At 56.9% G+C, this 12,534-nt stretch carries 12 protein-coding genes; 5 read left to right on the plus strand and 7 right to left on the minus strand.

The window, feature by feature from the left end:
- The first annotated feature begins 1 nt into the window (after position 1).
- Complete coding sequence (locus KXG62_RS14245) at positions 2-631, plus strand: response regulator transcription factor (protein WP_246627455.1); 630 nt, start codon at positions 2-4, stop codon at positions 629-631.
- Positions 632-782: 151 nt separating this feature from the next.
- Here the strand turns inward: KXG62_RS14245 and KXG62_RS14250 are convergent, their stop codons facing one another.
- The 4 genes from KXG62_RS14250 to KXG62_RS14265 form a co-directional block, all read right to left on the minus strand.
- Positions 783-953, minus strand: a complete 171-nt coding sequence (locus KXG62_RS14250) for a hypothetical protein (RefSeq protein WP_218092654.1) — start codon at positions 951-953, stop codon at positions 783-785.
- Between the two features lie 245 nt (positions 954-1,198).
- Positions 1,199-2,440 (minus strand): MFS transporter, encoded by a 1,242-nt coding sequence (locus KXG62_RS14255; protein WP_218092655.1) that lies wholly within the window; start codon positions 2,438-2,440, stop codon positions 1,199-1,201.
- A 14-nt stretch (positions 2,441-2,454) separates the two neighbouring features.
- Positions 2,455-2,916 (minus strand): MarR family winged helix-turn-helix transcriptional regulator, encoded by a 462-nt coding sequence (locus KXG62_RS14260; RefSeq protein ID WP_218092656.1) that lies wholly within the window; start codon positions 2,914-2,916, stop codon positions 2,455-2,457.
- 471 nt (positions 2,917-3,387) lie between these two features.
- Positions 3,388-4,614: an MFS transporter gene (locus KXG62_RS14265; protein WP_218092657.1), complete on the minus strand. Its 1,227-nt coding sequence runs from the start codon at positions 4,612-4,614 to the stop codon at positions 3,388-3,390.
- A gap of 302 nt (positions 4,615-4,916) precedes the next feature.
- On the opposite strand from KXG62_RS14265, the gene KXG62_RS14270 reads away from it, so the two are divergent.
- The 4 genes from KXG62_RS14270 to KXG62_RS14285 all read left to right on the plus strand — a co-directional run bounded on the left by KXG62_RS14270 (position 4,917) and on the right by KXG62_RS14285 (position 10,718).
- On the plus strand, positions 4,917-6,962 hold the full coding sequence (locus KXG62_RS14270) for a molybdopterin-containing oxidoreductase family protein (protein ID WP_218092658.1): 2,046 nt from the start codon (positions 4,917-4,919) through the stop codon (positions 6,960-6,962).
- 185 nt (positions 6,963-7,147) lie between these two features.
- Positions 7,148-7,363 (plus strand): hypothetical protein, encoded by a 216-nt coding sequence (locus KXG62_RS14275; RefSeq protein ID WP_218092659.1) that lies wholly within the window; start codon positions 7,148-7,150, stop codon positions 7,361-7,363.
- Between the two features lie 55 nt (positions 7,364-7,418).
- Complete coding sequence (locus KXG62_RS14280; RefSeq protein ID WP_218092660.1) at positions 7,419-10,094, plus strand: YhgE/Pip domain-containing protein; 2,676 nt, start codon at positions 7,419-7,421, stop codon at positions 10,092-10,094.
- A 168-nt stretch (positions 10,095-10,262) separates the two neighbouring features.
- Positions 10,263-10,718, plus strand: coding sequence for an NUDIX domain-containing protein (locus KXG62_RS14285; RefSeq protein ID WP_218092661.1), 456 nt, complete (start codon positions 10,263-10,265; stop codon positions 10,716-10,718).
- Positions 10,719-10,833: 115 nt separating this feature from the next.
- On the opposite strand, the gene KXG62_RS14290 is transcribed toward KXG62_RS14285, so the two are convergent.
- Genes KXG62_RS14290 through KXG62_RS14300 form a run of 3 tightly spaced genes read right to left on the minus strand, consistent with a single transcriptional unit; the run spans position 10,834 to position 12,317 of the window.
- Positions 10,834-11,352 carry an SRPBCC family protein gene (locus tag KXG62_RS14290; protein WP_218092662.1) on the minus strand — a complete coding sequence of 173 codons (519 nt, stop codon included), beginning with the start codon at positions 11,350-11,352 and terminating at the stop codon, positions 10,834-10,836.
- Positions 11,353-11,369: 17 nt separating this feature from the next.
- A complete protein-coding gene (locus KXG62_RS14295; protein WP_218092663.1) occupies positions 11,370-11,792 on the minus strand; it encodes a DoxX family protein in 423 nt (140 codons plus the stop codon).
- A 42-nt stretch (positions 11,793-11,834) separates the two neighbouring features.
- Positions 11,835-12,317 carry an SRPBCC family protein gene (locus KXG62_RS14300; RefSeq protein WP_218092664.1) on the minus strand — a complete coding sequence of 161 codons (483 nt, stop codon included), beginning with the start codon at positions 12,315-12,317 and terminating at the stop codon, positions 11,835-11,837.
- Between the last annotated feature and the right edge of the window lie 217 nt (positions 12,318-12,534).

A 12,534-nucleotide genomic window follows, 5' to 3' on the forward strand; every position in this document is an offset into this window, starting at 1 on the left:
CGTGATAGCAGAGGATCATCCGTTATTCCGCAGCGGTGTGCGTAATTTGCTGAGAACGACGGATGATCTCGAAGTGGTGGGAGAAGCGGCATCCGGGGAGGAGGCGCTGGCGCTTGTGGAGCAGCTGCAGCCCGACCTGGTGCTGATGGATATCCGCATGCCCGGTATGAACGGGATCGAAGCGACGCGGCTGATCAAGGAAACGCATCCGGCGGTCGAGGTGCTGATCTTGACGATGTTTCGAGACGACCAGTCGGTTTTTACCGCGATGCGGGTAGGGGCCAAGGGCTACATCCTCAAAGATTCGGACGAGGAGGAGCTGCTGCAATCCATCCGGATGGTAGGCAATGGCGGCGCAGTATTCAGCTCGGATATTGCAGGCCGGATGATGCATTATTTTTCCCAACCCCAAACGGTGCCCGCGCAGGATCCCGCCTTTGCGGAGCTCACCAAACGCGAGATGGCGATTTTGGAGCGGATTGCGGAGGGAGACAGCAACGCCGAAATTGCCGCTCGATTGCATATTAGCAGCAAAACGGTAGCCAACTATGTCTCGAACATTCTCAATAAGCTGCAGGTCTCGGATCGCCATGCCGCGAAACGATTGGTTCAAAAAGCGCGCGAGGAATAGGCGAGGATACGCTTCAGGGGAACCCTGACAAGAAAAAGGCCGCTATCTGCATGTTTTTACACGCGGATAACGGCGTATTTTCTCTGCTCTGCAGAAGATTATTTGTGTAGTCCATAAGCGCTTCGGTTTGGAGGGGATAAAGCTTTCCCTTTTATCTCAGGAAATACCACCAGTAAGCCATTTCGAGTGTTTCTCCCATGCCGTTAGGCACATACCCGTAATACATCGCGTCCGCCTCGCCCGAGGTTCCGAGTCCCGAGACACCCAGGACCACCAGTGCCGCTACCGCAAAAGCCATGGCTGCAAAACGAAATTTCTTCATTCAAGTTCTCCACCTTTATTATAAAATGGTTGCCGTTGTTACTTCTACATCTTACCAACCGGATCATCCTTTGTTGTAGAGTAAGCCACTCCTTCTTTTCTATGAATTTTTGGCAGGATGAATTGGGAAATGCATGTGAATGTCGGGAATATTATGAGGGAAATAAAGGAAAGGAAGCCTCCGTCTCACTGCATAAAGTGGCTGATGGAGGCTTCTTTGCGTATGACGGGCTTTTCATGCCCTCTTTACGAAGCGGTGGCCGGTTTGTTCTTCTTCACGCTGACCAGCTGGAATATGACGTATACGATGAGGAATAAGACCATGAACAGTGCGGAGTACCGGTACATCATCGCATAGCTTGTCCCGGAAGCGACAAGCCCGAGCACCATGGCGCCGATCGCGACGCCGAAGTCGAGCGCGTTGTAGTACAGGCTGTTGGCCGTGGCGTGTTGTTCCGGCGCTGAGTCACGCAGCATCCACGCCTGAAGCGTCGGCTGAATGGCGCCGAAGCCGAGGCCGTACAGCAGCGCGGAGGCGATCAGCAGCGGCAGGCTGGTCGTGAACGACAGCAGCGTCAGGCTGGCGAAGATGATCAGCGCGGCCGGAATGAGCACGGCGGAGTGGCCCTTGCTGTCGAACAAGCGCCCTGAGATCGGGCGGATAATGAGCACGGTAATCACGTTGAACAGGAAGAACAGCCCGATATGTTCCAGATGCACTTCTTTGCCGTACAGCGCGAGGAAGCTCAGCAGCCCGCCGTACGTCACGGAGAACAAGGCGTTGAGCAGCGCCGGCAGAAGCAGCTTGACGTTGAACGGCGTCTTGCGCTTCGTTCCCGCCGAAGCTTGAGCGGCCGGCCGGGCTTGTCCGCCGGTCTGCGGCGGAATGGAGCGGAAGCCGAGCAGCAGCGGCACGATCAGTACGATGGAAACGGTGCCGAGCGTCGAGAGCGGACCGAAGCCGTATTCGCTCAGCACCGACAGGCCAATCATCGGGCCGAAGGACATGGCGAGACTGGTCGACAGTCCGAAATAGCCGATTCCTTCTCCAAGGCGGCTGGAAGGGATGATTTGAGAGACGAGCGTCGGCATGATCGTGCTGGTCATCCCGAAGCCGAGCCCGAAAAGGACGCGCATGGCGAGCAACGCTTCGATGCTGCCGGCTATCGCATAGGCGGCGGTGGCCGCGGCGGCGATCGCGAGGCCGCAGAACAGCAGCGCCGTCCGGTGCACGCGCCGCATCAAGGCGGCTGTCAGGAAGCGCGAAGCGATGGCGGACAGCGCGAAGACGCTGGTCGTCAGGCTGACAGTAAAGTCCCCGGGGTGGAACCGTTCCTTTGCGTAAGTGGGAAGCGGGGACAGCAGCATTTGCAAACAAAGAAACAATAAAAAATAAGATACCGTCAGCACAATGAACGAGGTGGTCCACAGGTTTTGCGCCGACGGTGCGAGCTTAAGCGGTTGTGATGATTCTGGTTGTACGGGCATCTGGAAGTACACTCCTATTCTTTGTCGTTGAGGCGATCGATATTGTCGCCGATGCGGTGCAGCAGCCCGATCAGCAGCTCGTACTCTTCGGCGTTTATGCCGGCCGTGGCGTCCTCGACGGCTTTCCGCTCGATGGCTTCCGTCGCTGCGATCAATGCCTTGCCTTTGTCCGTTGCGTGCACGACAAAGGAACGGCGGTCGCTTAAACCCGGCTGCTTCGTGACGAATCCTTTGGATTCAAGCATATCGAGAATGCGCGTCGTCGTCGGCTTGTCCTTGGACGATTTGGCGGCGATATCCTTCTGAATCATGCCGTTGTGCTCATGCACGCAATACAGGACGAGCCACTGCTCGGGCGTAATGTCGTATGGCTTCAGCCGCTGCAGGAACAGCTGCGATATTTTACGGTAAGTGGCGCCCATAAGAAAACCGGCTGAGCCGTCCAATATACTCCGAGGGGGTGCTTGCTTGGTCATGGCGAATCACGACCTCCGTTAATTAGTTGTTACGACAATTATATTTAAAACAATTAAATTTGTCAAAAATAAAAGTTCCGTCCCTTTTATCCACAGGATTATCCACATAATAAACAGCCCTTCACTTAAGTTTGTGCATATGTTCCTGGTGCAATGTCAACATATCCACAAGAAAGATTGTCCACAGCAAGGTAAGCGCCGTGTTATTCCGAATTTATGCCCGTGGCTTGCAAAATTAAGCAAAGCAAGCCAAGCGAAACCAAGTTAAGAAAACCAAGTTAAGAAAATCAAGTTAAGGGAACCCAAACCAATCGAAGATTCTAATCGAAGCCTTACGAAGAGATAGTGCGTGTTACAGCAGGGGCTTCTTGAAGGCCGAGCCCGGTCCAGATTCGCCGGAAACGTATGGATACGCATGACCGCATAAAAAAGCCGGCCTTGCGGCCGACTCCTGGTCTGTTGAACTTCAATTTACAGCTGTGACGTTTCTTTTGCCGCGGAAGCGGACGCGCTGGGCTGCATGGAGAATTTGGGAAGCTTGAGCAGCAGCGCTACGAATAGAAGCATGCTGCCCGTCATGACGAATACAATCGGGATCGACAGCTGGGTCGCCAGGAAGCCTCCGGCCAGCGGGCCGATCAGCAGCCCGAGCTGGTTGGCCGACTGGTTCAGCCCGAAGGCGCGGCTGCGAAACGCGGGATCCGTATGCTGGGCGATGAATGCATTGAGCGCGGGAAATACGGCGGCGAAGAACAGCCCGTAGACGAAACGCAGCGAACCGAAGCCGACCAGGCTGTGGAACGCGATCTGGAGCAGGTTGCCGATTCCGCCGCCGAGCAGGCCGATGAACAGCACCTTCTCATATCCGATCCGCGCGCCGTATTTGCCCCAGAACGGCGCCGAGATGAGCGTGGCGATTCCGACGGCGGAGAAAATGATGCCCGCGTTGAGCGAGGCGGACGATTCGCTGGAGCCGAGCTTCAGCACGTACACCGTAAGCAGCGGTTCGAGCAGCATCGTCGCGGTGGACGTAATGAACACGACGACCAGCGCGCCCATCAAGACCCGGTTGGAGGCGGCCGCCTTCAGATCGCTGATGACCGATGATCGCCGGGCCTCCGATTTTTTGAACGAAGGCTCCTTCACCCAGAACAGAGCGATCAGGAACGCGATAAATACCATGCTGCCCGCCACAAAAAAAGTATCGCGGGGTCCGATCATATGACTGACGACCCCTCCGATTAACGGGCCGATGACGGACGCCGCGGCGCTGGCGGTAGAAATGATGCCGAGTGCGTAGCCGACATGTTTATCCGGCGTATTGGTGGCCACGAGCGCAATGGCTGACGGGATGTAGCCGGCGAGCAAGCCTTCGAGAATCCGGGCCGCGATCAGTTCATACGGATTTTGCACGATGAAGTACAAGAAGTAAGCAAGCGACAGGCAGATGCCTGCGCGCAGCATCATCGGCTTGCGCCCGTATTTGTCCGCGACGGAGCCCCAGAACGGCGCGATCAGCGAGCTGGCCAGGAAGGTGGCGGAGAAGATGATTCCCGTCCATGCTTCCAGATGGTCCGTAACCCCCAAGTCTTCCTGCAAGTAGATCGACATGAACGGGATGGACACCGAGTACGCCATGCTGACCAGAAAGGTGCCGATCCATAAGAAAAATAAATTGCGCTTCCACGAGTAAGCCAACTGAGCTGCACTTCCTTATTGAACATAGTCATAAGCTGTAAAACCGACGCGCATTACATACCGTTCGCAGCACAAAACGAAGCGGCACGCGGCCGCTTTGCCATTTCTACGGGTGTTGAGACGAAGAACTGCCGCCGGACAGGCCGTCGCTCGCGCTGCGAGGCTTTCGATGCTCCAAGTATAACACAACGGTGCGGTCCGGGGAGCCGTTTCATCGCTCAGCCAAATATTGCAGGGCCTCTTGTATTGTGCGGAGCCTTTCAATATGATGTGGGTAACGGAATGGATAGGGGGAGGGCACCATGAAAAATACATTGATCGATCGGCATACGGGCGTCGTTCCCGCCGTCTGTTCGCTGGACTGTCCGGACCAATGCGGGCTGCTCATTCATAAAGAAGCGGGAACGATTGTGAAAATTGAAGGCGACCCTGCGCACCCGGTGACGCAAGGGGCGATCTGCAACAAGGTGAGGCATATGGCCGAGCGGATATACGATGCGAAGCGGCTTCGCTACCCGATGAAGCGGGTGGGCGAGAAGGGCGGGGACCGGTTCGAGCGCATCACGTGGGAGGAAGCGATCGAGTCGATTACATCGAACTGGAAGAGACTCATTGCCGAAGACGGGGCGGAATCGATACTTCCCTACAGCTTTTACGGCAATATGGGGCTGCTCGGGACGGAAGGAATGGACCGGCGTTTCTTTCACCGGTTGGGGGCCAGCCGATTGATGTATACGATCTGTCAGGCCGCGGGAACCGAAGGTTACCGGTATACGATGGGAGGCGGCTACGGAACCGACCCGGAGGATACCGTTCACGCAAAGCTGTTCATCTTCTGGGGAATTAACGCGGTCAGCACGAATATGCACCAGGTCATGCTCGCGGAGAAGGCGCGTAAGAACAGAGCGCAGATCGTGGTCATCGACGTCCACAAAAATCAGACCGGCCGCTGGGCGGACTGGTTTATTCCGGTGCGGCCGGGTACGGATACGGCGCTTGCGCTCGGACTGATGCATGTATTATTCGCCGAACAGCTGACCGATGAATCGTTCCTTCGCGAATATACGGTCGGCCACGAGGAGCTCCGGCGCCATGTGCGCTCGTACGATCCGCAGACCGTTTCCGCCATTACGGGCGTGCCGGTAGACGATATATACAAGCTGGCGCGCATGTACGGCACGATCTCGCCGTCCTTTATCCGGATCGGCAACGGCCCGCAGCACCACGACAACGGAGGCATGTGCATCAGGACGATCGCTTGTCTGCCCGCGCTTACCGGCGCGTGGCTCTACAAGGGCGGCGGCGCGATCAAAGGGAACAGCGCCTACCTGGATCATAACGTCGCGGCGCTGCAGCGTCCGAGTCTGATGAAGAAAGGCACGCGTCGCATCAATATGAACTTGCTTGGGAGCGCCTTGCTGGAGCTGGAGCCGCCGATCAAGTCGCTGTACGTATACAATTCCAATCCGGCCGTCGTCGCGCCAAACGCGAGTAAAGTAAGACAAGGATTGGCGCGGGACGATTTGTTCACGGTCGTGCATGACCTGTTCCTTACCGAGACGGCCAAATACGCCGATATTGTGCTGCCGGCGACGTCGTCGTTCGAGAATACGGACTTCTACCGATCGTATTGGCATCATTACGTACAAATTCAGCAGCCCGTGATCGAGCCGTATGCGGAAAGCAAGTCCAACGTGGACGTGTTTCGCTTACTGGCACGCGCCATGGGCTTCGAAGAGCAGGCGCTTCAGGATACGGAGGAGGACATGATCCGTCAGGCGCTGGATCATCCCGGCAATCCGGTACTCGAGGGAATGACCTACGAGCGGCTCGTAGAGAAGCAGTTTCTCAAGGGGAAGGTGAAGCCGCTGTTCCCCGGCAAGCTGCGAACGCCCAGCGGCAAGATCGAGCTGTACTCTAAGCAAATGGAACGCAGCGGTTATCCGCCGCTTCCGACGTATGCGCCGCTGGCTGAGGAAGAAGGCGATCTTCCGTTTCTGTTCATCCCCGCGCCGAATCACAATTTCTTGAATTCGACGTTTGCTCACAACGAGAAGCATGTCCGCATGGAAAAAACGCCGCGTCTGCACATGAACGCGCAGGATGCCGCCGCGCTCGGCATTGCCAGCGGCGACCGGGTGCGTGTATGGAATCGCCGAGGCGAGTGCGAGCTTACCGCCGCCGCGGGAGATGATGTGCTGCCCGGTGTCGTCGTGAGCCAAGGGCTGTGGGCGGATGCGCCGGGACGCAAGCAGCTGGTCAATGCGCTGACGCCGGATCGGGTGGCGGATATGGGCGGTGGGGCGACCTTTTTCTCCGGCAGGGTGCAGGTAGAGAAGCTTCCCTGAACGGCGCAGAGCGGTTCGCCTTTGTCGCGACTGCTCGGGGGAGAATCGGATGGGCCGCCGCGAGGGGTTCGATCGACTGCCATGCAGCGCCGCAACGCGCGCATTGGCTTCGTGCGTGTCGGAAAGCCGGACGCCCGGCGTGCGGGGACGACCGCGGCTGAGGCTGTCGGCGAAGGGCTTGTCGCATGAAGCGAGAGCTGAGAGCTGCAAGTCCAACGGGAAAGAAAATGGCGGAGTCGCTCCGTCTTGAGCCTGTCACCGGACGCTTGATGCGTACGGCGACGGGCTTCTTTGTTTCCGCGGTTAGCGATCAACTGGCTGTCCGTCCGCGCAAGATCTCCGTGCAAAGCGGCTGCTCGCGCGTCACGCCCTGCGGAATGGGACGCCAATGGCATGGATAAATTAAGAAGCAATGACCTTATGAACCGGCAACCGCCGGATGCAGGAGCGTGCGCAATGAAACAAATATACAGCATATATAGAACGGACCTGCGCAATATTGCCCGCGTGCCTACCGGACTTCTGCTCATGGCTGCGCTCGCCGTGCTGCCATCGGTATACGCCTGGATCAATCTGTTCGCGATGTGGGACCCGTACAGCAACACGTCGGGCATTAAGATTGCCGTGACCAGTCTGGACGAAGGGGCGACGTTTCAAACGCAATCGTTCAATATCGGCACCGAAGTCGTGGAAAGCTTGAAAACCAACCATCAGCTCGGCTGGACGTTTGTGGATGAAAACGAAGCGCTGCAAGGCGTCGAACGCGGCCGGTACTACGCCAGCCTGCTCTTTCCGGCCGACTTCTCTCAGAAGATAGCCGCTAGCGTGAGCGGCAATACGCAGAAGCCGGAAATCGTATACACCGTGAACGAAAAGCTTAATGCGGTCGCCCCGAAAATTACGGAAAAAGGCGCAACGAACGTGACCGCGCAAATCAGCGAAAATTTGATTCGCACCGTAAGCGAGACGGTGCTGACCCGCATGAAGGAGCTCGGGATGGAATTCGAGCAGCAGCTGCCGACGATTCGCCGTATCGAAAGCCGGATTCTGGAGCTGGAGAAGCGGCTGCCCGATATCGAAGCAGTCGGGGAACAAGCGCTAGACCTTGAGCAGAAGCTGCCGCAAATTCGCGAGAAAGCCGATAAAATCGTCGCGCTGGAGCAGCGCATCCCCGAGATCGATCGAGCAGGCCAAGCGCTGCTGAACGTCGAGGAGCGGTGGCCCCGCATCAATGAAGCGGCGCAGGATGTGCTGCTGCTTCAAGAGAAGCTGCCCGACCTTCAGCGCGTGGCGAGCCGGGTGACCGAGCTCGATCAGCATTTCGATCAAGTCGAGGCGGCGCTGAAAAAGGTCATCCAGGATACCGGCAAGGCGAATGAAATCGTGGAAACGGCGCTAGCCGCCATCCCGAAGCTCGAGGCTATTGCTGCGGACGGTGGTGCATTTGCCGATCAGCTCAGCCGTTTCCTGCAAAACAATAACGCCGCATTCGAGGCGATGATTCCGGTCATCCGGCAAAACTTGATCCTGCTGCAGCAGACGGCGGATGCGGTTCAGCAAGTGACTGCGCTGCTGCAAAGCGCGAACATCGATCCGAAGCCGGTGCTCGCGGCGCTCGCGTTCGCTGCGGACCGGGCGGAAGGCGCGGCCCGTATCGCCGGAGCGATAGCCGATTTGTTCGCGAGGCTGGATGACTATGTGCCAGGCGCTTCGCTGAGCCATGCCGAGGAACGGCTCGGCGCAGTGAACGTGAACATGAAGGAGCTGGCGCAAACGATGCGCTCGATCGCTTCGGCGATCGAGCGGGGAGAGCAGCCGGCCAAGACGGTCGTCGACCGGCTGAACACGCTGTCCCGGGAAGCGAGCGCGATTCTCGGCGACATCTTATCTCGCTACGATACGGAAATCGTGCCGAATATGAAGACAGCACTGAACCGGCTCCAGTCCGTCGCGCAGAATGCCACGGATGTATTGCAGACGGCCAAAACGAAACTGCCGGACTTCCAAGCGATCCTGCAGGATGCGCAGCAGGGAATCCGGTTTGTCCAAGCGGGCTTGGACGCGCTGCAGGGAGACATGCCGCAAATTCGCTCGCGCATCCACGACACATCCGTTTCGCTCCAACAGCGAATGAGTGAAGTGACGCAAGCTGTGAACGCGGCGGCGGCCTTCGTCCGTGACGATTTACCGGGAGTAGAACAAAAGCTGCACCGGGCCGCCGATTTCGTGCGCAACGATTTGCCGGCTGCGGAAGCGGAGCTGCGCCGCGTGTCCGAGCTGTACCGGACGCATTTCGCGGATGTGGAGGGCGTCATCCATCAAACCGCCGATTTCGTGCGCGACGATTTACCCGCCTTTGAAGCGGCCGTCCACAAGGCAGCCGATCAAATCCGGCGGCTCGAGGGCGAGAACAATATCGACGCGCTGCTCGATTGGCTGCGCAGCGATACCGGGCGGGAAAGCGATTTTTTGGCCAATCCGGTGCTGATCAAGGAAATCAAGAAGTTCCCGATCCCGAATTACGGCTCGGCGATGTCGCCCTTCTATACGACGCTTTCTTTGTGGGTGGGCGCAATGCTCCTCGTATCGTTAATGAGGGTGGATGTGGAGGACGTGGAGCGCATATATAAAAGTCATGAGGTGTATTTCGGAAGAATGTGCATCTTCCTGACGATCGGCTTATGTCAGGCTGTAATCGTTTCGCTCGGCGATTTCTTTATTCTCGGTACGTATGTCGCGAGCAAATTCGGCTTCGTGCTGTTTGCCTGTTTGATCAGCGCGGTATTCGTGACGATTACGTACACGCTCGTATCTGTGTTCGGCAATATCGGCAAAGGGCTGGCGATTATATTTCTGGTGCTGCAGTTCTCAAGCTCCGGCGGTACGTTCCCGGTCAGCACGGCGGCGCCGTTCTTTCAAAAGCTGAATCCCCTCGTGCCGTTTACGTATGCGGTCGGGTTGATGCGCGAGGCCGTGGGCGGCATGCTGCCGGGCGTCGTTGCTAAGCAAATCTTATTTCTGCTCGGGTTTATAGCGGTCTGCTACATCGTGGCGCTTGCGCTCAAAAAGCCGCTCAGCGGTTACACGGAACGCGTAGCCAAGAAGGCGAAGCAGACGAAGCTGATCTCGTAGCACTCTAGCGAAAACAACTATACCCAAAAATTACCTTGCCGATGCAAACGCCGCGAACCTATCGTTAAACAAGAAGAACTTGAGACGAATGGGGGAGCCGGCATGAACGTTGAAGTGAAACGACGGCTGCCTTCGCATAGAATGAAGGAAGGGCGAGGAGGTGCTCCAATGACGCTGCACAAGTGGTTGTATCGGCTGGCGCGCATGTACTGGAAAATACGGCGTCCGGTTACGATGGGCTGCCGAGCGGTCGTCGTGCAGAACGGCAGCGTGCTGCTGGTACGCCAGACGTATGTGGAGGGTTGGTATTTGCCGGGCGGCGGGGTCAAGCGGGGAGAGAGCTTCCAGGAAGCGGTTGTGCGCGAGGTGGCGGAGGAATGCGGCTTGGCTGCGGCCCATCCGCGGCTGCTTCAGCTGTATACGAGCCGGAACGAAGGGAAGATCGACCATATCGCATTGTTCGAGATTAACGAATTCACCGGAATCCCCCGGGCCAAGCCCGACAAGGAAATTGCCGAGCTCCGTTTTTTTGCGATGGACCGTTTGCCTGACGGCACGTCGCCGGCTACACGAAGGCGCATCGGGGAATACGCGGCGAACCAGTTCCGCGCCGAGCGCTGGTAAAGGGATGGCGAAGCCCCCTTGCATGGTCGCCGCAGCTGGATGATCGGTAACGAGGCGGCTACCGATGATCTGCCGCGGGCTGCCCGGCAAGGGGACTTCGTCGAACGGCTGCTCGTTAACCGAGGGCAGCCAGATAGGCGTCGAGCTTGTCGAACGTTCCGCCGAATCCTTGGTGCATGGATTCGTGCATCGAACCGAAGAAGCGGATTTCTTCCTCCGTCGCGTTGTAAGGACGTCCTCGCAGCGTCAAGATCGTTATGCCGTCCTGCTCCTCGAACGTGAACGTGTTCATCACTTCGAGCGGAAAGGACTCGCTGAAGGGAGGTCTTACCGTGTCGCCTTCGGTATTGGAGAAGCTGTTGGCGAATACGAGCTTTTCCGGCACGACGATTTCATAGAATGTGAATTTGCCCCAAAGGACATGCCCTTCCGGAGAAACCATGCTGTAATGGAACAGGCCGCCGGGGCGAAGATCGAGCTTGGCGGAAGTGAATGTGAAGCCGACTGGCCCCCACCAATGCTTCAAATGCTCCTCTTTCGTCCACAATTCAAATACGAGATCGCGAGGTGCATTGAACGTGCGAGTAATGACCAGCTCGGCCGCCTCCAAATGTGCCGATTTGTTTTCGGACATGAACCATTCCTCCTAATTTACAATGTGTTTTGCGATGGCCGGATGAGGCTGCTCGTTACAAAATCCTGACTGGAACGTGCGCTGCGTCTTCTATGATAGAGAATGTACGAACCTGCGGCAAACACGTAGAACAGCACGAAGAATATCCAACTGCTGGCCGGATCGCCGACAGCAATGACGGAATACATGGCGCCGCTCAAATCGAAGACGAGACCGGCGTAAGCCCATTCCTTCAATCGCGGAAATCCGGGAGTGACGATCGCAATGGAGCCCAGTATTTTGGCGATCCCGAGAAAAGGAAGCAGGTAGGCCGGATACCCCAAATGAGCGAAAATTGCTACAGAGTCCGAAGATGACATCAGATTCGGAATCGCTCCAAGAAACATGAACGCCGCGAAGGGCGCGGTGAAAGCCCAGTATAAAATGTTAATTTTCCTCATAACGCATCCATCCTTCGTTATAGTTTGAACGTTCCCGATTCCTCACATGCACGCGAGCTGCGCCTCCAGACGATCCAGCGTCTGCTTGGCACCCTCGATCGCTCCGTATTCCTTAACGACTTTCTCCAGCTCCGCCGCGGACTTGAATTGCATTCGCATCGACAGACCGGTCGCGAAGCCCTGCTCCGCGAACGTCACCGTCACCCGAAATTGCTCGTCATCTTCGTTGTCGCCGTGAGAATAGACAAGCCGTTCGGGCCGCTCCACCTCGCGGTATGTAATCTTGTTGTCGTAGTCGGTGCCATCCGGACCGTGCATCACATAGCGCCAGACGCCGTCCGGTCTTACGTCGATTTCAAGGACGGTTAGCGTGAATCCTTTCGGTCCCCACCAATGGGGCAAATGCGCGGGATTGGTCCACGCGTCATACACCGTCTCGCGCGGCGCTTGAAACACCCGCTGAATGATAAGTTCCCGATCTTGTACCTTCGTTACGATGCTTCCTGTCGCATTCTCTGCCGGCATCACTTCGTTCCTCCAATCGGTTAATAGGTTCACGTTCTTACGGCAAGCAGGATGTTTGAACAGGCTGCCTCGCGTTCATCGCCGTAGCTTATATAAGCGACGGTATCGCGGATCTGCTTTCGTTGCCGGCCGCATCGTCTGATCATGATTATGTCTGAAGTATACCTCAGTCGGAATATTCCTGTCAAGGAATATTTAAAAAAAGGAATTTCGCACA

The organism is Paenibacillus solanacearum (assembly GCF_910593845.1).
Classification (GTDB): domain Bacteria; phylum Bacillota; class Bacilli; order Paenibacillales; family NBRC-103111; genus Paenibacillus_G; species Paenibacillus_G solanacearum.